Consider the following 19,630-nt stretch of genomic DNA (forward strand, 5'->3'; position numbering starts at 1 on the left):
ATCATATGAGTTTTGCTCTATTTTTTATATCATTTATTATTTCTTCAATTATATCTTTAATTTGCATAGTATTTGTTCCAGGTATGTAAATATTATATTTTTGTAATGGCAGGACATATTTAATGCAATCCATATTAATTATTGATTTTGAAATTAAGGGTGTAATCTCACCATCAATATTATTACAGCAAATTATATCAATTGGTCCAATTATACTATCAATCTCATTTGTTTTGCAAAATGAGATAATAGATCGTTCTCCACTTATGCCAACATTGGCGCCAGCTCTGACCATTTTTGAGGTAGCAAAGGAGTTTGTACCAAGGGCAATAATATTAACGTCTTGACCTATTTCTTTACGAATCTTTTTCACAACAGTTTGTCCAAGACCTGCACCTTGAGTGTCTATAACAGCAATTTTCATGATTATGCCTCCTCAAAAATAAATATAATTATCAAAGTCTTACTGTGTACCGAGTTAATCAATTAAATCTTGTTTTTTCATAACTAACTTTACACTACCCCAAATTAGTTAGGCATCAGAAAATAAATGATAAGTCCAAATAGATTTGTAGATAGATTTATTTATTTTTTCAAGATGCCGTATTTCATGTTCAACAATAGTATTATATAATAAAATATAAGTAGATTCTATTTTTTAGTGAAAATAACATTCTGAGGTATATAAATAATTATGATGGAGAGTGAGTAGATGGACATTAAGATTGTAAAACAGAAATTAGAGGAAGTCGAAGAGTGCAGTAATGAAATAAAAAAGATTTTGAAGGATAATAATGTTTATTTAATAAATGTCATGGGCTCACCAGGTACAGGAAAAACCAGTCTAATTATTGAATTGATAAAGAGTTTAAAAAATAAATATAAGATTGCAGTAGTTGAGGGAGATATAGCTGGACAAGTGGATGCTAAGAAGATTGATGCACTTGGGATTTCTGTAATTCAACTTAATACTGAAGGGGAATGCCACATAGAACCAATATCAATTAAGAATATATTGGGGTACTTTGATTTAAATGAAATAGATTTGATTTTTATTGAGAACATAGGAAACTTAGTTTGCCCTGCTGAATTTGATCTTGGAGAAAATTTTAAAATTGCTATTTTAAGTATTCCTGAAGGTGACGATAAAGTTGAAAAATATCCATTACTGTTCTCTACAGCTGATACAGTGGTTTTAAGCAAGTTTGATATGATGCAGTACTTTGAATTTGATGATAATATGGTTGAAAAAAGTGTTAAACTTTTAAACGAAAGTTCAGAGATATTTAGAGTTTCATCAAAAACTGGAGAGGGGATAGATCCTCTTGTTAAGTTCATTGAAGAGAGAGTAAAAGCTGATTTGAAGTAGCAAGTTTATATTTACAAAATGGGAATATTATAGTATTATAATCTTGTGTACTACGAAAGTATACGTTTTATAGATGTCTAAGTTAATAACATTGTTTTTACAACTAAAGATAAGCTGAAGTTGTTTTTTACTTGAGCAAAGGATAATGTTTAACTTTAATGTTTTATATCTATAATATAAAATTTAATATGTATGTTCAAATGAATAAATAGACTACATGCTGTATCTTTTATATTTGATATTAATGTAGGATATTATTTAGAACTTATATAAATATACTTATACTGATTAATAACCACGAGGGTTGATTTCTGAAAGCAGTTATCAATTCTTGTGGTTTTATTTTTTGTTACTTATTTGGGTATTTGGGAGGAGTTATTATGCATATTCCAGACAATTATTTAAGTCCATCAACCTGTGCAGTTATGGGTGCTGTAATGGTTCCTATATGGACAAGAGCAATAAAGAAAGTAAAAAAAGAGGTTACTAAAAAGAAAATGCCACTTATGGGTATTGGGGCATCACTTTCATTTTTAACAATGATGTTTAATGTACCATTGCCAGGAGGAACTACAGGACATGCTGTAGGAGCAACCCTATTAGCTGTTCTTTTAGGGCCAGAGGCAGCTTGTATTTCTATAACCATAGCACTTTTAATCCAAGCATTATTATTTGGTGATGGTGGTATTTTGGCCTTTGGGGTAAACTGCTTTAACATGGCTTTTGTGATTCCATACGTAGGGTATTATATTTATAAATTTTTAAGCAGCAGAATTAAAAAAGGAGAAAGTATTATAACTTTTATTGCTGCATATATTGGACTGAATTTTGGTGCCTTATGTGCTGCAATAGAGTTTGGTATACAACCATTACTTTTTAAGGATGCCGCAGGTATGCCATTATATTGTCCATATCCACTATCAATTTCTATACCAGCAATGCTAATTCCACATCTTGCAGTTGCAGGGGTTTTAGAAGGTATCATTACAGTTGGTGTATTAGGATTTATAAAGAAGGTTTCACCAGGAATTATATATGAAGGTTCTGCTACAAAAACAAAACCTATATATGCATTTATATTATTGCTTATTTGTTTGTCACCTTTAGGATTGTTAGCTACAGGTACAGCTTGGGGCGAATGGGGAGCTGATGAGATAAGCACTGTTTCAAATGGGGGAAAAGCATTAGGATTTGTACCAAAAGGTATGGAGCATGGATTTAACTTTAATTCATTGATGCCAGATTACTCTGTTAAAGGACTATCAGATAATCTAGGATATATTTTATCAGCAGTTGCAGGGGTAGCAATTCTTTTAATTATATTTAGATTGATAGCAAATATGAAGAAAGAAAAAAAACGGCGTAAATAACTAATGGTAGAAGAGAGGAAGTTACAAATGCCAGAATGGCTTTTAGAAAAAGATAATTATACACCGTTGAAGGAGAAGAATTCCTTTATAGATAAAAGTATTATTTCCCTATTGAATGTGCTTACAAGATTTAGAGGTAAGACTAAACAAAATAAGTTTACCATAAATGCTGCAGTTAAGCTTATTTCAACACTTATACTAATAGTGTTTGTTTCCTTAGCAAAAAATCTTACTTTTGTTATAATTGCAAATGTATTTATACTTGTGGTAATTAATTTCCTTAGCATAAATGAAATAAAGCATATTTTGAAAGTAAGTTTGATTGTAACAGCTTTTAGCTTTATTCTTTTGCTACCTTCAATTTTCTTTGGATATGGCAGTAATGCAGTAATGATCACATTAAAAATACTAGTTTCAGTTGCTTCTGTAAACATATTAGCTTGCACAACTCAGTGGAATGATTTGATAATGACATTAAAACTATTTAAAGTACCAGATGTATTTATCTTTGTGCTTGATATAACTATAAAGTACATTTTGGTTTTGGGAGAGTTTTCTTTAAATATGATCTATGCACTTAAGCTAAGATCTGTGGGGAAAAGTAAAAATAAAAGTACGGCACTTTCTGGAGTGCTAGGAACCATGTTTATAAAATCAAAAGAGATGTCTGAAGAGATGTATGGAGCCATGGAATGTAGAGGATTTACAGGAGAGTATAAAGTTTATAAGAAATTTAAAATGAAGTTACAAGATTATGTTTGTATTATAGCTAATGCAGTGTTTATAATAATATATTTTTACTTTGATAGGTTGTGATTAGATGATTGATATAAAAAATGTTTCATACAAATATAGTGAGGGCACTTTTGCACTGAGAAATGTAAATTTGCATATTGAAGTAGGAGAAGCAATTGCTCTAATTGGCGTAAATGGTAGTGGAAAATCTACATTGATGAAATTAATAAATGGATTGATAACTGCAAGTGATGGAAAATACTTATTTGAAGGTAAAGAAATCACTGATAAGGAATTGCAAAAGGAAAGTTTCTCAAAGTCTTTCCACAAAAAGATTGGATTTGTTTTTCAAAATTCAGAGATGCAGCTATTTTGTTCAAATGTTTATGATGAAATTGCCTTTGGGCCAAGACAGATGGGCATGGAGGAAGAAGAGGTTAAAAGAAGAGTTGAAGATACTTTAAGACTTCTAAAAATAGAAGATTTAAAAGATAGACAACCTTACCATCTAAGCGGTGGAGAAAAGAAAAAAGTAGCTATTGCTACAGTAGTAGTCTTAAATCCAGAGGTATATATATTTGATGAACCTATGAATGGGCTCGATCCAAAGACTAAAAGATTTCTAAGAGAATTTATGATAGCCATAAATAATGCAGGAAAAACAATTTTATGCTCAACCCATGATTTTGAGTACATACAAGATGTATTTAAGAGAGCTGTTGTCTTTTCAGGTGATCATACAATAATTAGAGATGGTAAGTATGATGAGATAATGAAGGATAAGGACTTTTTATATAAAAATAATATTATATAAGGTGCAATAATAAAATTACATTTATATAACAATTATTGTATGCATATATCTAAATTATAGATGCAGAAAACTAATAGCGATATATATATTTAATATATTATTTCTAAATAAGATAGCACATCCCTTGTAAATATAGCAGACAAAAAATATATAGTTTATTTATTGGAACATATATTTTTTTATGCTATAATAATTTCACTCAATAATTTAATGAGGTGGATTACGATGGAAAAAGAAATCCTAGAGATATTGAAGCAAATGCAAAAAGAGCAACAAGAATTTAGAGTTGAGCTTCAAGGCGTAAAAACAGATATTCAAGGAATAAAAGAAGATGTAAAAGGAATAAAATCAGATATTCAAGAACTTAATATTAAAGTTGATAGAATTGAAAAGAAATTGGAGTCAACACATGAACAAGTGGAGAGAACTGCTGAGGAGGTAACAATTATAAAGAAAGACTTGTGCAGAGTGGAAGAAGCTACTGCAAATAACTTGGTAGATATAGCAAGATTAAAAGCAAATAAATAATTTAATAAAAGATTATATGTAAATAGCACTGTGCAGTTAATGAGAAGGTATTTTTATTGATTACGCAGTTTTTTTTATACAAATAAGTGGTAAGTTGTGGTATATAGATGTTATATATGTAGTGAAGATTTTAGAGGATATTATTCCCTTAGCATCTATTGACAGAAAGCGTAATAAGTTATATATTATATGTAAACATATGAATAGCTACTCATATAATTGAATAAAATTAAATTTAATATAATGACATCGAAAGTATAACAAGATTGATAAATGTCTACAGGTCTCTTATTTAGAGTATTGGAGGGAAAGTATGAAGTTGCAAAAGAATAATGATCATATGCTTAATGTCTTAATTTATGAATACTGAATACAAATATAAACATACTAAAATAAGAGTGAAGAAATAAGTTAAGGCATCTGAAAATAAATAACAAATCCAAATAGGCTAGCATATGGACTTATTTATTTTTTGAAGATGCCTAATGTGATAAAATATATTAATAAATTTATTATAGATTAATAATAATTAGGAAAGGAATTTTGAACATGAGTGAAAGATACGATATTGCCATAGTGGGTAGTGGACCAGCAGGTTTATCAGCTGCTATAAATGCAAAGATAAGAAATAAGAATATAATAGTTTTTGGAAGTAAAGATTTGAGCAGCAAGATAGTTAAGGCTCCAAAAATTAATAACTATTTAGGTTTGCCAGGTGTTACAGGAGAACAACTTAAGGAGCATTTTAAAAAGCATGTTGAGGATATGGAGATAGAAATAACCACAGAGAGAGTCAATAATATTTATGCTATGGGAGATTATTTTGCGTTGATGGTAAATGACAAAACTTATGAAGCAACAACTGTTATTTTAACAACAGGAATAGAGTTTTCAAAACCATTGCCAGGAGAAATGGAGTTCTTAGGTAGAGGTGTTGGATATTGTGCAACTTGTGATGCACCTTTATATAAAGGTAAGGTGGCTACAGTAGTAGGCTACAATAAGGAGTCTGTTGAAGAAACTAATTTCATAAGTGAGATTGTAGGAAAGGTTAACTTTATTCCAATGTTCAAAGATGAATATAGCTTAAATCCTAATATAGAAGTAATAAAATCAATCCCTAAGGAGGTTTTAGGGACTGATAAAGTCAATAAACTTGTTCTTAAAGATGGTGAAGTTTCCACAGATGCAGTATTTATATTGAAGGACAGTATAAGTCCAGGTCAGCTTGTTCCAGGTCTAGAAATGGATGAAATGCATATTAAGGTTAACAGAAAAATGGAGACTAATCTGCCAGGTCTTTATGCAGCTGGTGATATAACAGGAAAGCCTTATCAATATATAAAAGCTGCTGGAGAAGGGCAAATGGCTGGTTTGAATGCAGTTAGCTATATTGATAATAAAAATAAGGCATCAGAAAATAAATAACAAGTCTAAATGGATTAGCAGATAAACGTATTTGCTTTGAGATGTCTAAATTAAAAATAATAAAGTTTTTTCAGGGTTAATTAGCTTGCATATTGCAAGTTAATTAACCTTTTTATTTTTTATCCGATGGCTAGCATCCGTAACACTCCAGCTTCTTTAAGTTGGAGAAAACGGCTGCACGGTTCTGGATAAGTTCAACTAAGATTCAGATGGGGATCAAACCCAACTGAATCAAGTTTCACTTGATAAGTTTAAAAATAGGTGTGATTTGGTATAATGTAGATAGTGGAAGATTATCCTGTGGAGTATAAAATCATGGGAAATAAAGTGGTTAAGAATATAATCTAATATAGCATTTCAGGAGGTTTATATGGAAACAAAAATATGCAATTTAGGGTTAGTTGAAGATAAAGAATTAAAGTTTGCAGTTATGGTATCAAAATATAATGGAAAATTCGTATATGTAAGGCATAAGAAAAGAAAAACCTGGGAAGTACCAGGAGGACACAGAGAATTAAATGAAGCTATTGACGATGCAGCATCAAGGGAATTAAATGAGGAAACAGGAGCTGTTAAGTTTAAATTAACTCCTATATGTGATTACTTATGTGATTATTCTATAGAGCGAGAAAATGATCCCAAAAGTTATGGAAGATTATATTTTGCAGACATTGAGGAGCTAGGTGAATTACCTAACTTAGAAATAGGGGAAGTTAAGTTGTTTGATGATATGCCACAAGATTTAACCTATCCAAAGATTCAACCTATTTTGATTAATGAGGTGGAAACAAAGTTAAAGTCGATGGAAATAATAAAAACTGTTTCAATTATAGTAGAAGAACAATGCAAAAGTAAGGATAATTTCTTTGGCTATGAAGTTTGGACATGCCATGTGACTAGTGTAGTTAAAAATGCTAAAATTTTAGCAAGAAAATTAGGTGCTGATGAAGAAATAGTTGAGATTGCAGCAATTTTACATGATTATGCAAGTGCTAAAGATAAGAACATGTATGAGGAGCATCATATATATGGAGCCATAGAAGCTGAGAGAATCCTAAAAGAACTAGATTATCCAGAAGAAAAAATAGAGATAATAAAAGATTGTATTTTATGTCATAGAGGAAGTGTAAGAAAAGAGCAAACAACAAAGGAAGCAATATGTGTAGCTAGTGCGGATGCAATGGCACATATAGATCAAGTTCCATCATTACTACATCTTGCTTACTGTAATAGAGGTATGGAAGTAAAAGAAGGAGCAAAGTGGGTAAGTAAAAAGATTCAAAGAAGTTGGAACAAGCTGTGCCCAGAAGCAAAAGAAATCATGGAGCAGAAATATCAAAGTGCTAAGATGATTTTGGAAGTGTAAGAACTCTGAAAATAGACTAGCATATAAAACCTAGGTACTTTCAGATGTCTAATGATATAAGCATAAATAAAAGGTTAGCTAGAGTGTAGAAATTCTTTAGTTAACCTTTTTCATACCAGTGATAAACATAAATTCGTGCGTATACTTAAATGTAATTTATAAAATGAAAACTTTAAGTTATAAATTAATATTAGTGGAAGTTCTCAATTTTACTATATTCATTATTACTTTATAAAATCCAAAGCCAATCATAGCTCCAAGCACATTTAAAATAATGTCGTCAACGTCAAAATCACCAATGGCAGTTAATAATTGAATCACTTCAAAAGAAAGGCTAACTATAAAAGAAATAAAAACAGTATGCCTAAATTTCTTTGCCCAATTCAATAATGTAGGTAAGAAAAAGCCTAAAGGGCCGAATGCAATTATGTTTCCAAGCAAATTTTCTACAGCAATTTTAATAGTTTCTTTTCCTGATAAATAATGAAAAATACTTTTTGTAGGAATAAAATTAGCATATTCTATTCTAGAACTTAGAGGTTGTTTGTAATCTGTTAGCATAACACTTATCATAGACAGGGGATATTTAAAAAATATTACCTTAATCAATAATGCTAGATATATTATGAATAAACACCAAAGGATAATATTGGACGATTTAGATTTCTTAGTTACCTTCATTTATAATTCTCCTCAATAAAATACAATTATTTTTAAATTATGTAATTATATTGTATATTTATTTTTTACATATTACAAGCGTGAAAAATATCAGGTGCTTGTAAAGTTAACGTAAAATTAAATTCAGATTATATTTAAAAACAGAAGTTAATTTTTCCATTTATGGTGTGAAAAATGTTATATAATAAAAATAAATAACTATAAGAATTATTGGATTAATTAAATTCAAACAATGATCGAATAAAAATAAATAATTTAAGCAATATTGGGGGGCAAATATGGAGTTGAAAATATTAAAGACAGATGGGAAGAATAGAGATTTTCTTAATCTCATAAAGTTACTAGATGAAGGACTTAACGAGAAATATGGAGAACTGCAGAAACAATATAATAAATTAAATAGTGTTGATTATATAAATGATGTAATTGTAATTTATAAAGATAATGTTGCTGTTGGCTGTGGAGCATTTAAAGAACATAGTGAAGATACTGTAGAGTTGAAGCGTATCTTTTTAAGAAAAGAAGAGAGAGGACAAGGTCTATCAAAGATAATTGTCAGTGAATTAGAGAAGTTAGCAAAAGAAAAAGGCTATAAATTTGCTGTGTTGGAAACAGGAATTAAGCAAATTGAAGCAATTAGTTTATATAAAAATGCAAGATATACCGTGACTGAAAATTATGGGATGTATGCAGGAAATGCAAATAGTGTGTGTATGAAAAAGGATTTATGGATAAAAAGTAAAGCACTATAAAAGGGGGGATAAAATGAGTACTTTAAATTATCATTGTAAGTGGAGATTAGAGTTAGCAAAGCAAATTTGTGAAAAGATAAAGAGTGTAGAAGGTACAAAAGGTATAAAAGCGATAATTGCTGGAGGTTCAGTTGCAAGAGGGTACGCAGATGAATATTCAGATGTAGAAATACCTATATTTTGGGATGAACTTCCCAATGAGAATATTCGAAAACTTATAATAAAGGAATTAAATGCAGAGTACTTTTATCCATATAATCATGAAGCAAGAGAAGATAATATAATTGTAAATGGATTTAAGATTGATTTATGGCATATTACTCTCGAACAAGAAGAAAAAGTCATCAAATCTGTAATTAAAGATTTTAAAATTGATTTTGGAAGTAGTAATGCTATTGATACTATAAGAACCTGTATACCCATGTTTGGAGAAGATATAGTGAATTCATGGAAGGCTAAAGTCAAGGAATATCCAAGACAGATTGCAATAGAAAACATTAATAAAGCCCTACAATCAATTAATAGTACACAGGTTGAGCTTTATCTGCAAAGAGAAAATTCAACATTATTGTTTGAACATATTGCTAACCTACAAAAAAGTATATTTATAATATTACTTGCCTTAAACAAAGGATATTTCCCAACTTTCAAATGGATGTACAAATCACTTGAAAGTTTTAAAATTAAGCCTGATAATATTGAACAAAGATTTAGAGATGTTTTTAATTACTCGCCAAAGGAAGCATTTGAAAATACCTTAGTTATTATGTTTGAGACCTTGGATATGATTAATAATATATATCCAGAAATTAACACAAAGATAGTTTTAAGTAAACTAAAGTCTGCTCGAATACCTCACATACACCCCGTATATATTTAACTTCAAGAATGCAGCAGCACTAGAATATTTTTGCAATATAATTAATGGAAGCTAAAATGCTTCCATTAAAAATTAATATATTTCAATATTATCCTTAAATATTTATGGGTTATAAAGCTTGAAATAATTTAAGTAAATGTATATATTGATTAGCTTCTCTAAGTACATGATCGCCTAAAAGTGGAACAATTATTGATTTGATTTTACAACTTAAAAGACCTTCAGTGCCTTGTGTTTTAAAGTCTCTTAGTTTTATAGTTTTGTTTAAAGTTTTATTAGTTAAGTTAGACATGTCTAGAGAGGCTTTGTTTATAGCAGAAGCTTCTTTTGTTAGTACTGCAAATTCATTTCCAAAGTTATTTGCGATATTAAATAATTCTTCTTCTGTTGGATCTAACAAACCTCGAATGAAATATGAGTGTTCAGACATTATTCTATTCCAGAAAGATTCTAAATCTAACACATCATTTTTCATGTCAATTTCAGTGCCATTTTGCAGTTTAGTTAATAAACTTACAAATAATTTTGCCTCTCTTAATATATGATCAATTAATAGAGGATAAGCTGTTGTGTATACACTACAAGATAGCACATCATTTAGAAGTTTAGTCTTAAATCTAATAAGTGCATTTGTTGCACTTATAGAACGATGGTTCAGTGAATAAACATCTTCTGTTAATCGAGACAAATTCTTTGGTATAGCACCAGTGGCAGGTGTAAGTGATTTTTCAAGAGCAGTGAGATTGGTGTCTATATCAATTCCTGTGTAAAATTCAGTTGCCTTTTCTGCATCGGCTGTGTAATTAGTTACAATTTCATTTGCAGATAGAACATGAGAAGGAATAACACCATCTGATATTGTTATAGCTTGTAAAAGTAATTTAGTGAATTCATTTTTAAATTTGTCGGCTTCAGTGATTAGTTCTTTATCTTTTATACCAAAGGCAGCCTCCAAAAATAATGAGTGTTCTTTCATTATTCTTAAAAAGAAAAGATTTATTTCTAATGATTGATTTATAAATTTTGGTTTTGTAATCATTGTATTCTCCTAAGATTATTACATATATAATATATTCATAAATTATAGAATAGTGAATAAGAGTTTTTTCAATAAAAAAAGTATTATGAAATGCATATATAATTTTTATTTAAACAGAAGGTGATTGTATGGTTGATTTGAAAATCCTTAATGGCTTATCTTTTATTGGTGCAGTAGCATATCTCATAGAGGCTAGATATATTGAATGTGAATCTATAAAACAAAACAGTGATGAATGCGATGTTATATGCTTATATCCATACATACTCTATGATGAAAATAATTGTATGATTGACAAGGTATATCATGCAGAATACTGTATGATTGATGAAGATGGAGACTTAAATGATTTTAAGACAAAATGGATAAGAATGTAAAAGTTATTTCGCAGTCTTCTTAAAAAATGAATTAAGGGAAGTCAAAATTACTATCTTTAATAATTTATACGCTTTTAACACTATTTCAAAACATAGACACAATTTTCAATGCATATAGAAGTATTCCATCAAAATGTTGGTGGACAAGTTGCAATAATTCGACAGGAAAAGCCAAGGACAAGCTGCAAAAATTCTACAATATTCTATCAACATTTAAGTGGAACAGTTCTATACAGGTCTATGATTATATATAATGTGCAGTTACGCAAGTAAGAATTTAAGGCACTTTGCAAGAAAATAGGCTGATTTGAAATGAGTAAAGGCAGTATTCTACAAGTTATTACGAAGATATAGATATAGTTATTAGATTTAAAATAGTAAAATTTATAAAAAATAATAAAAAGGTGTTGACGTGGAGTTAACTCCAGATGATATATTAATTTACGAGGAGAAAAAATCATGAATATTTCAAAGATATCACAAATATTAGGCATTAGCTATGACACACTTAGGTACTATGAAAAGATAGGACTCATAAAGAATATTAATCGAGATAAAAGTGGAAACAGAGATTATTCTGAGCAAGATTTAAACTGGATTAGGTTTTTGTTAAGATTAAAGAAAATAAAGATGCCTATTGAAAAGATAAAAATATATGCTGATTTAAGGTATATTGGAGATACCACTGTTAAAGAAAGACGTATAATGCTTGAAGAACAAAAAGAAAAACTAATTTCACAAATTGATGAAATTAGAGAGAGTATTGATTATTTAAATAATAAAATTGAAGTCTACAACAATATGGAGGGAAAAAATAATGATAAGTGAAAGATTTGAAAAAGGATCAAAGAAATTAGCAGAAGTGGACGGTCAAGTAGGAGAAGAAGTAGTAGCACCATTAGGTGATTTAGGAAAATACATAGTTGAATTTGCATTTGGTGATATATATTCAAGAGATGGTCTTAGTTTACGAGATAGAGAAATTGCAACAATAGCTATGCTAGCAAGCAGAAGTGGAGTAGAGCCTCAACTAAAGGTTCATATAAAAGCTGGGATGAACGTTGGATTGACTACTGAAGAAATTGAGGAGATAATAATTCAAACAGTTCCATACTCAGGATTTCCAACAGCTATAAATGCTCTTAACGCGTTGAAAGAGATAGTAGTTGAGTAGGTAAGTTTTAGCTTAAACATGTATTTATATAGAAGTTGATGTTATAATTAACAAAATGAATTCAGTTTAGATGAAGCATAAAAGGGGCGAGTGAACATGGATATAAGAGTAATATCAACCGAAAATAGAGAACAAATAAATAAATTTATAATAGACCATTGGTTCTCAACAGAAATGGTAATTAGAGGCAAAGTATTTGATATGACAGCTATGGAAGGCTTTGCTATATATGAAGAGAATAATATCATTGGTTTGGCAACATATATGATAGAAAACAATGAATGTGAGATAATGTCTTTAGATAGTCTAAAAGAGAAGCAAGGTATTGGAACTATGCTTGTAGATAAGGTTATAGAGGCAGCTAAAGAAGCAGGATGTAATAAGGTTAAGTTAATTACAACTAATGATAATTTGAATGCTATAGGATTTTATCAAAAAAGAGGATTTGATTTAACTCGTATATATCCAAATGCTGTTGATGCAGCAAGAAAGATAAAGCCGTCAATTCCTATACTGGGAGATTATAATATCCCATTAAAGCATGAGCTTGAATTTGAGATAGTATTGGTTTAAAAAGGAGATACAAGTGGATATTAAAGAATTTAAGCAAAAGATGAAAAAAATAAAGAAAGATGTTTATGTATTATATAATGCATATAGACATCCTAAAACACCTTGGTATGTTAAGATACTAGCTATATTGGTGATAGCTTATGCTGTTAGCCCAATAGATTTAATTCCTGATTTTATCCCTATTTTAGGCTATTTAGATGATTTATTAATAATTCCAGCAGGAATTACTTTAGTGATAAAATTGATTCCACCAGAAGTTATTGAAGAATGTAGAGAGCAGCAAGAAGATAAGGCAGGTATGAGAAAAAAGGGTATAATAGCAGCAGTATTCATACTACTTTTATGGGGTTGGATTATATATAAAATAGTTAGAATATTTGTATAGAAGAGCATATTAATTATTTTATATAAATAATAGTTGGAATATAAGAAAGTTTTCTTGTATAAAATAATAATATAGATTTATTAATTATTTTTTGGAGGAAATTATTTATGCAAATACCAGGTGGATGGACAGTACATGATACTATATCAGCTGAAGATTTAGAAATGTTTAATAACATTGTAAAAGGACTTGTAGGAGTGAAATATGAGCCTATAAAAGTAGCAACACAATTGGTGAATGGAACAAATTATTGTTTTATATGTAAGTCAGTACTCATTAGCCAAGACTTACGTGAGGGTATAGCGAAAGTTTCAATTTATAAGCCATTGCAAGGAGATGCAGTTTTAACAGGAATAGAGAGTATAGTATAATATTTATATAAAGGATAAACCAATAGAGGTGTCACTAATTATCTAGTGTCACTTCTTTTTTTATTGTATAGGAATTGCAGTGAAGACAAAGTACTATCAAAGTTACTGGAAAAGGGCTTGTCTTTTCCGAAGGAAATTAAAAAAGACTGGACATTAGTAGTTATTTACTACTAATGCCACAGTCTTTAATGAGTATCATTCTTTAGTTAGTACTTCTTTATTTATATTAGAATTTTCTCCTCTTTATAAATAATATTGCAGCACCAGATATAACTAATGATACACCAACTATGCCAAGTACTGTTGAACCAAATACAGATCCTGTTTTTACAATTTTTGAATTAGTATTTGAGCCATTATTTTGATTTCCAGTGTTTGTTGGGTTAGTTGGGTTAGTTGGGTTAGTTGGGTTAGTTGGGTTAGTTGGGTTTGTTGGGTTAGTTGGGTTTGTTGGAGTAACTGCTGGTTTCTCAGCTATAGCATATGTGCTAAAGTGAGGAGCAGAGAAAGTTACAGACTTAGTAGCCCCATCATAAGATCCACCAACTGAATCCCAAGTTTTTGTAGCTTCATTGTAACAGAATGCAGTAAGCTTAGCAGTGTCTAATCCATTTAAGTCAGCATCAGTAAGCTTTATTGTTACAGTTACAACTTTACCATTAAACTTAGTTATTGGAGTTTGAACTCCCTTTTCATCAACATTGAATAGGCTAAAGTTATAAGCCTTTCCAGCAAATTTCATACCAGTCATAATGCTTGAATTAGTATTTACATCAGCAAGCAATCTTATAGTACTATGCTCATCTCTTGTGAATAATGACATAGGTACTGATAAGCTTGCAGTATCACCAGTAACTGCAAATACACTGTTACTATCAACAAGGTAAGCAGGTAAGTCAACTTCATAGCTTGGAGTACCTGTTGCAGAAACACCTAATATTGAAGGAGCTTGCAATCCTGTACCACCTACAGTTACCTTTGTTTTACCGTTTGCTGTAGTAGCATTTACATCAAGTTTAATGTCAAAATGTTTAGTTATAATAGAAGATTTATTACCTACTTTATCAACAGCATAAACTTCTAAATTATAAGAACCTACTTTGTTTATAGGTGTATTTAAAGTATAAGGAGCTCCGTTGAGAGTAGCAACTATTTTGTCACAGCCACTTTGTTTGTCATCAGCTGTTATAGAAGGTGTTATTGCTTGAGTATAGACACCGTTATTATTAATACCAGCTACAGTAACTGTAGGAACTGTTGTATCAATATTTGTAACATCTAATGAAGCAACTTCACTAACATTTCCAGCATAATCAATTGCACGTGCATATACTTTACAATTTGAAGCTATATTTAGAGATCCATCATATTTTGAGAAGGTCTTACCATCAAAGCTATATTCAAAATGATCGATCTGTGTATCAGTATCACTTATAGAAGCAGTTAGAGCTTTATTAGTGAAATCAGTTGTGCTTAGAGTTATTTTTGGAACAGCAGGAGCAATTGTGTCTACTACTACCGGAATTTTTTGCTCTGTCTTATTAGCAAACTCATCTATTAAGCTTATTGATACGGTATCACCATCTTTAACTTTTAAAGGAACGTTGAAATCTTTTGTCAATACTTTTGAATCTGAAGAAGGATACCTATCAAGAGTAAATATAGCGTTACCATCTACATAGAATGTATAACCATATAAGTTATCGCTTGCAGTTCCAACTAGATTTACATTATTTGAGTTTGTATAAATCTTTCCGTCACTTCTTGTAACAGGAGATTTTAATGTAAAGCTTGGAGCCTTAGAATCAAAAAGAACTCTATATCCAAAATTGTATAATGCAGTTCCGTTTTCTTCAGCGTAAACTTTAACTATATTTGTACCTTGCTTTAGTTTTACATCAACAGCAAAAGTATTATTTTTTGGATCTACAGTTACAGGAGTATCATTTATTAAGAATGTCTTAACTGTATGATTTACAGAACCCTTAACTGTGTAAACACCATTTGGTACATCATTTGCATTAAGAGTCATTAATGATGATAAATTATCAAAAGTTATATTGAATGCTTTTTTAGGGTCAGCATAATTAACTTTTACAAATTTATTAGAAACATTACCGCAGATATCTTTGCATTCTACAAAAATAGAATTTAGTCCATCTACAAGCTTTACAGTAGCTTTGAAATTACCATTACTATCAATTGCAGATTTATCTACAGGTAATCCGTTAACCCTAACTTCTGCTAAATTAGCATCACTAGCATTACCAGTAATATCTATGGTAGAAGTTGTTGAGCTTATAATACTGCTTTGATCAGTATAACCAGGAACAGTTATTTTAAGTTCTGGTTTAGTTGTATCAACTGTAAAGTTGTAAGAATGGTTGAAAATTTCTTTACCAGAAGAATCTTTAGCAGATACTACTACAGTATTTGCACCTTCTGCAACATTAACATCTGCATCCAAGTACCCATTATCTTCAAGTTGTACATCGGTTCCATTTACAGAAACTGTACTAATGTTAGAAGAAACTTGTCCTTGAATTGTGAACACTTTCTTGTCCACAGAATCAGGTCCAATATACATGTTATCATCTAAGTTAAACAATTGAACTTGAGGTACATCACCCACTGCTAGGTCTGTTGTTGTCATTGAAAGGTTTCCTGCATTATCGAAAAGACCCATTTTTATATTGTTTCTTGTATTTGCAGTAACAGCAACGTCTGCACTGTAGGTATTTCCGTTAGCAACGAAATTTTTAACTAATGCTTTATTAGTTGAAACACCTTTGCTAATTATTACTACTTCGTTGTTTACAGAAACATAAATTCTATCATTATAAGCCCCGGAACCAGTATCATTTGCAGTCCACACAACATGATAAGTGCCATCCGGATTAGCTTTTGTAGATGCTAGTTTTAAAGCAGGAGCTACAGTATCAATCTTTACAGGCATTTCAATAACTTGATCTTTAGCGCCTTCTAAATCAGTTGTAGCTATGATTCTGTAATAGTATTGACCATCAGCTTGTTTCTTATAGCTGCCAGTTGAGGCATCATAAATAGTACCATCCCATTTAGCTCCAGTAAGAGTTCTTCCGATTGTGTCTTTTTTCATGAATTTTTCTAAAGAAGTCTTACTTACGTTATTTCCAGTATCTAATGTAGCAATTACATTTTTGTTGCTATCAAGTATTTGAGTAGTTAAATGCTTTGCATTTCTTAACAAATATAAATTTGGAACAACAGAATCTTGAGAATTATCACCATTAGGTGAGAAAGCTGTTCCGTTAGGATCTTCTGAAGTTAAAGAAACAAAACCATTTTTTGTAACAGTTCCAATACAAGTAGCGGCAGATATTGTATCTTTGTCATATGCAGGTTTGTCTATGATATTTAATGCAGCCCAATCTCCATAGAAACCCATAAATGGAACTGAAAGAGATGGTGCATCTTTTGTTGCACTATCAAATTTAACAAAACCTTCAACAAAGTTATCAGCCTTAAATTGGTCAGGAATTGATACAGTAACTTTTACAGTAGCAGTTCCATTAGCTGGAACAGTTATTGTAGAGGTATTTGTAGATACTGAACCATCTGTAACAACAGCTTCGTGAATAAATGAATTTGCATCAGTTTTTTCACAAAGTAAATCTGATTTAGGCACATTGTAAGTCACAGCTGTTTTACCATAATTTTTAAGTGTTAAATCAAAAGTTTTAGTTTTTTCAGTAAAACTTCTTAATGTTACTCCAGCATTGCCAGTAGAATCTGAAATTATTACATTATTTGTTACAGCAGAAGGAAGGTTAATAAGTCCAGCACCTTGTCTTCTTGGAGAATAAGGAACAGTCTTATTATACTTGTCGTACATAACTGTAGCAGTATTCATAATAGAGTTCTTAGCAAATTTAACTGCAGCATTGCCAGTAAGTCCTAATCCTCTTTCTTTTATTGATTGGATTAGTAATGCTTGAGAACCAGCAGTATTAGGAGAGGACATAGAAGTACCACTCATAGATTGATAGCTGTTATTGTTTGCTAAGGAATATATATCTCCACCAGGAGCTGTGATTTCAGGTTTGAAATCTAGGCTTTCAGTTGGTCCCCATGAACTATATTGTGACATATCATCTTTATCTGGATTTTCTTGAGAACCTTTTGCTCCTGTAACTGCAATAGTGGCAGTTGCTATATTTTTTAATAGCTTAGTACCATCTACATTGCTGACAGATAAAGCAGGAATACTGTTATTTGATACTGACATTTGAATTAAATCAGTTCCACCCTCATCGTTATTGTAAACTAATGCACCAATAGCACCAGCTTTTTGAGCATTAGTAACTTTATCATTAAATGATAAGCTCCCTCTCTTTATAAGAGCTATTTTACCTGTTAAGTCTTTGCCATTAAAATCACTAGGTTGACCTATTCCACAATCAACTAATTGGTGAGGAGTTGCAATTGAAGTATAATCGTCATTTTCAACTGTTGCATAAGTCATATAACCTTTTTCAGTACCGGTAGCATATTCTATTTTGTTTACTACTATGTTGCTATTTTCCATAGAAGCTACTGTTAATGCAGAAGGAGTAGTACCAGGTGCGCCTACAGTTGCAGTGTCTTTTATTCCTAATATATTTGTTGGTTGATCCCAACTACTGGTATTTGTAGATTCTCCAGCATTTCCTGCAGAAACAACAACCATTACACCAGCATCAGTTGCATTTTTTACAGCAGTTTGTTCAGGATCTTCAGCATCAGCGAAGCCTGACTCTGAACCTAAACTCATGTTAATAACATCAGCTCCAAGTTTAACTGAATCCTCGATTGCTGCGATTACATCATCATCATAAGCACTTTCTACATTAGGTGTGTTTGAAAATACTTTCATATCCAAAAGTTGAGCTTCTGGGGCAACACCCATTACTGAATTAAAATTAGGATCATCACTACCATTAGCTGCAACTATACCTGCAACGTGCATTCCGTGCATTACACCAGTGGTATCAATAACATTATCGTTATTGTCCGCATAGTTATAAGCATATGGAACTTTGTCAGTGTAATATTTCCCATGATTTAATTTAGAAATACTATCAGATACAGCAGATTTAGTTAATTTTTCTTTTGATGTATCTGTAATTTTAAGATCTTTATGTTTGTAATCTATACCAGTATCGATTATAGCTACAACCATTCCTTCCCCTTTGTACTTATTGTTCTGCCAAACCTTAGTGACACCTGTTATTTGCTTAGCATATGTCATCTGTGGATGATAAGTTCTGGCTTCTGAAACATTTTTTACACCCTTAAGTAAACCAATTTTAGAAATATCTTTTTTCTTAGCTTCAATACTAAAACCATTTAAAAGATATCCAAAACTTCTCTTTACTTTGGATCCTGTTATTTGTTCTACTTCACTAATAACATCTTTTTGCTCATCTTTTAAGGATTTTTCTACAGCCTTTTTAGAATCTAATGATGAACCACTTTTTATGGCAGGCTTGTCTTCTAATTGAACAAGAACTCTGACTACCTTTTCCCCATCAGTAGAGTCTTTTGCCTTAGATTGTTCCCAATCAGAATCTGTGTCTTTGATTCCAAGTTTAGACTTTAATGCTTGATTCATTTGGTCTGACTGCTTTGAATTTTGATAATACTCAGAAATTATCTTTTTAAATTCTTCATCAGATAACTTCTTGGTATTTGCCCTAGCGGTTGAAAAAGAAGATACTAAGCAAATAGTTGTTACAATAGAAAGCAGCTTAAATCTTGATTTTTTCAA

The 19,630-nt window shown here is 30.7% G+C and carries 19 protein-coding genes; 15 read left to right on the top strand and 4 right to left on the bottom strand.

What is annotated here, in order from left to right; genetic code table 11:
- Nucleotide 1 precedes the first annotated feature (1 nt).
- Nucleotides 2-424, bottom strand: coding sequence for a DUF3842 family protein (locus OCU47_RS05840; RefSeq protein WP_261827658.1), 423 nt, complete (start codon nt 422-424; stop codon nt 2-4).
- A 288-nt stretch (nt 425-712) separates the two neighbouring features.
- Here OCU47_RS05840 and hypB point away from each other — a divergent pair, with 288 nt between their 5' ends.
- The 7 genes from hypB to OCU47_RS21790 all read left to right on the top strand — a co-directional run bounded on the left by hypB (nt 713) and on the right by OCU47_RS21790 (nt 7,610).
- Complete coding sequence (gene hypB, locus OCU47_RS05845; RefSeq protein ID WP_261827659.1) at nt 713-1,369, top strand: hydrogenase nickel incorporation protein HypB; 657 nt, start codon at nt 713-715, stop codon at nt 1,367-1,369.
- A gap of 380 nt (nt 1,370-1,749) precedes the next feature.
- Nucleotides 1,750-2,739, top strand: coding sequence for a cobalt transporter CbiM (gene cbiM / locus OCU47_RS05850; RefSeq protein WP_261827660.1), 990 nt, complete (start codon nt 1,750-1,752; stop codon nt 2,737-2,739).
- Between the two features lie 3 nt (nt 2,740-2,742).
- Nucleotides 2,743-3,555, top strand: a complete 813-nt coding sequence (locus OCU47_RS05855) for an energy-coupling factor transporter transmembrane component T family protein (protein ID WP_261827661.1) — start codon at nt 2,743-2,745, stop codon at nt 3,553-3,555.
- Nucleotides 3,556-3,559: 4 nt separating this feature from the next.
- Nucleotides 3,560-4,288, top strand: coding sequence for an energy-coupling factor ABC transporter ATP-binding protein (locus OCU47_RS05860; RefSeq protein WP_261827662.1), 729 nt, complete (start codon nt 3,560-3,562; stop codon nt 4,286-4,288).
- Nucleotides 4,289-4,513: 225 nt separating this feature from the next.
- Nucleotides 4,514-4,816 (top strand): DUF1664 domain-containing protein, encoded by a 303-nt coding sequence (locus OCU47_RS05865; RefSeq protein ID WP_261827663.1) that lies wholly within the window; start codon nt 4,514-4,516, stop codon nt 4,814-4,816.
- A gap of 549 nt (nt 4,817-5,365) precedes the next feature.
- Entirely contained in the window at nt 5,366-6,244 is an 879-nt protein-coding gene (locus OCU47_RS05870; protein WP_261827664.1) for an NAD(P)/FAD-dependent oxidoreductase, read from the top strand.
- Between the two features lie 370 nt (nt 6,245-6,614).
- Nucleotides 6,615-7,610 carry an HD domain-containing protein gene (locus OCU47_RS21790; RefSeq protein ID WP_309297440.1) on the top strand — a complete coding sequence of 332 codons (996 nt, stop codon included), beginning with the start codon at nt 6,615-6,617 and terminating at the stop codon, nt 7,608-7,610.
- A gap of 177 nt (nt 7,611-7,787) precedes the next feature.
- On the opposite strand, the gene OCU47_RS05885 is transcribed toward OCU47_RS21790, so the two are convergent.
- Complete coding sequence (locus OCU47_RS05885; protein WP_261827665.1) at nt 7,788-8,291, bottom strand: VanZ family protein; 504 nt, start codon at nt 8,289-8,291, stop codon at nt 7,788-7,790.
- A gap of 278 nt (nt 8,292-8,569) precedes the next feature.
- Here OCU47_RS05885 and OCU47_RS05890 point away from each other — a divergent pair, with 278 nt between their 5' ends.
- Both OCU47_RS05890 and OCU47_RS05895 read left to right on the top strand, forming a co-directional pair.
- Entirely contained in the window at nt 8,570-9,043 is a 474-nt protein-coding gene (locus OCU47_RS05890; RefSeq protein ID WP_261827666.1) for a GNAT family N-acetyltransferase, read from the top strand.
- 13 nt (nt 9,044-9,056) lie between these two features.
- A complete protein-coding gene (locus OCU47_RS05895) occupies nt 9,057-9,923 on the top strand; it encodes a nucleotidyltransferase domain-containing protein (RefSeq protein ID WP_261827667.1) in 867 nt (288 codons plus the stop codon).
- A gap of 109 nt (nt 9,924-10,032) precedes the next feature.
- On the opposite strand, the gene OCU47_RS05900 is transcribed toward OCU47_RS05895, so the two are convergent.
- Complete coding sequence (locus tag OCU47_RS05900; protein ID WP_261827668.1) at nt 10,033-10,962, bottom strand: DUF2935 domain-containing protein; 930 nt, start codon at nt 10,960-10,962, stop codon at nt 10,033-10,035.
- Nucleotides 10,963-11,090: 128 nt separating this feature from the next.
- Between OCU47_RS05900 and OCU47_RS05905 the strand changes: the two genes are divergently transcribed.
- The 6 genes from OCU47_RS05905 (at nt 11,091) to OCU47_RS05930 (ending at nt 13,842) form a co-directional block, all read left to right on the top strand.
- Nucleotides 11,091-11,339: a hypothetical protein gene (locus OCU47_RS05905; protein WP_261827669.1), complete on the top strand. Its 249-nt coding sequence runs from the start codon at nt 11,091-11,093 to the stop codon at nt 11,337-11,339.
- Nucleotides 11,340-11,798: 459 nt separating this feature from the next.
- A complete protein-coding gene (locus OCU47_RS05910; protein WP_261827670.1) occupies nt 11,799-12,167 on the top strand; it encodes a MerR family transcriptional regulator in 369 nt (122 codons plus the stop codon).
- Entirely contained in the window at nt 12,157-12,513 is a 357-nt protein-coding gene (locus tag OCU47_RS05915; RefSeq protein WP_261827671.1) for a carboxymuconolactone decarboxylase family protein, read from the top strand. Before OCU47_RS05910 ends, OCU47_RS05915 begins: the two co-directional genes overlap by 11 nt.
- Nucleotides 12,514-12,609: 96 nt before the next feature.
- Nucleotides 12,610-13,086: a GNAT family N-acetyltransferase gene (locus tag OCU47_RS05920; RefSeq protein WP_261827672.1), complete on the top strand. Its 477-nt coding sequence runs from the start codon at nt 12,610-12,612 to the stop codon at nt 13,084-13,086.
- Nucleotides 13,087-13,099: 13 nt separating this feature from the next.
- The gene (locus OCU47_RS05925; RefSeq protein WP_261827673.1) at nt 13,100-13,471 is read left to right on the top strand and encodes a YkvA family protein; all 372 of its coding nucleotides are present in this window, start codon (nt 13,100-13,102) and stop codon (nt 13,469-13,471) included.
- Nucleotides 13,472-13,578: 107 nt separating this feature from the next.
- A complete protein-coding gene (locus tag OCU47_RS05930) occupies nt 13,579-13,842 on the top strand; it encodes a hypothetical protein (protein WP_261827674.1) in 264 nt (87 codons plus the stop codon).
- 226 nt (nt 13,843-14,068) lie between these two features.
- On the opposite strand, the gene OCU47_RS05935 is transcribed toward OCU47_RS05930, so the two are convergent.
- Complete coding sequence (locus OCU47_RS05935) at nt 14,069-19,630, bottom strand: S8 family serine peptidase (RefSeq protein WP_261827675.1); 5,562 nt, start codon at nt 19,628-19,630, stop codon at nt 14,069-14,071.

This window comes from Clostridium sp. TW13 (genome assembly GCF_024345225.1).
Classification (GTDB): Bacteria; Bacillota; Clostridia; order Clostridiales; family Clostridiaceae; genus Inconstantimicrobium; species Inconstantimicrobium mannanitabidum.

What these genes read in the sequence shown, in the direction of transcription:
- OCU47_RS05840 (WP_261827658.1), bottom strand. Translation starts at nt 424, where the DNA reads ATGAAAATTGCTGTTATAGACACTCAAGGTGCAGGTCTTGGACAAACT.
- hypB (WP_261827659.1), top strand. Translation starts at nt 713, where the DNA reads ATGGACATTAAGATTGTAAAACAGAAATTAGAGGAAGTCGAAGAGTGC.
- cbiM (WP_261827660.1), top strand. Translation starts at nt 1,750, where the DNA reads ATGCATATTCCAGACAATTATTTAAGTCCATCAACCTGTGCAGTTATG.
- OCU47_RS05855 (WP_261827661.1), top strand. Translation starts at nt 2,743, where the DNA reads ATGGTAGAAGAGAGGAAGTTACAAATGCCAGAATGGCTTTTAGAAAAA.
- OCU47_RS05860 (WP_261827662.1), top strand. Translation starts at nt 3,560, where the DNA reads ATGATTGATATAAAAAATGTTTCATACAAATATAGTGAGGGCACTTTT.
- OCU47_RS05865 (WP_261827663.1), top strand. Translation starts at nt 4,514, where the DNA reads ATGGAAAAAGAAATCCTAGAGATATTGAAGCAAATGCAAAAAGAGCAA.
- OCU47_RS05870 (WP_261827664.1), top strand. Translation starts at nt 5,366, where the DNA reads ATGAGTGAAAGATACGATATTGCCATAGTGGGTAGTGGACCAGCAGGT.
- OCU47_RS21790 (WP_309297440.1), top strand. Translation starts at nt 6,615, where the DNA reads ATGGAAACAAAAATATGCAATTTAGGGTTAGTTGAAGATAAAGAATTA.
- OCU47_RS05885 (WP_261827665.1), bottom strand. Translation starts at nt 8,291, where the DNA reads ATGAAGGTAACTAAGAAATCTAAATCGTCCAATATTATCCTTTGGTGT.
- OCU47_RS05890 (WP_261827666.1), top strand. Translation starts at nt 8,570, where the DNA reads ATGGAGTTGAAAATATTAAAGACAGATGGGAAGAATAGAGATTTTCTT.
- OCU47_RS05895 (WP_261827667.1), top strand. Translation starts at nt 9,057, where the DNA reads ATGAGTACTTTAAATTATCATTGTAAGTGGAGATTAGAGTTAGCAAAG.
- OCU47_RS05900 (WP_261827668.1), bottom strand. Translation starts at nt 10,962, where the DNA reads ATGATTACAAAACCAAAATTTATAAATCAATCATTAGAAATAAATCTT.
- OCU47_RS05905 (WP_261827669.1), top strand. Translation starts at nt 11,091, where the DNA reads ATGGTTGATTTGAAAATCCTTAATGGCTTATCTTTTATTGGTGCAGTA.
- OCU47_RS05910 (WP_261827670.1), top strand. Translation starts at nt 11,799, where the DNA reads ATGAATATTTCAAAGATATCACAAATATTAGGCATTAGCTATGACACA.
- OCU47_RS05915 (WP_261827671.1), top strand. Translation starts at nt 12,157, where the DNA reads ATGATAAGTGAAAGATTTGAAAAAGGATCAAAGAAATTAGCAGAAGTG.
- OCU47_RS05920 (WP_261827672.1), top strand. Translation starts at nt 12,610, where the DNA reads ATGGATATAAGAGTAATATCAACCGAAAATAGAGAACAAATAAATAAA.
- OCU47_RS05930 (WP_261827674.1), top strand. Translation starts at nt 13,579, where the DNA reads ATGCAAATACCAGGTGGATGGACAGTACATGATACTATATCAGCTGAA.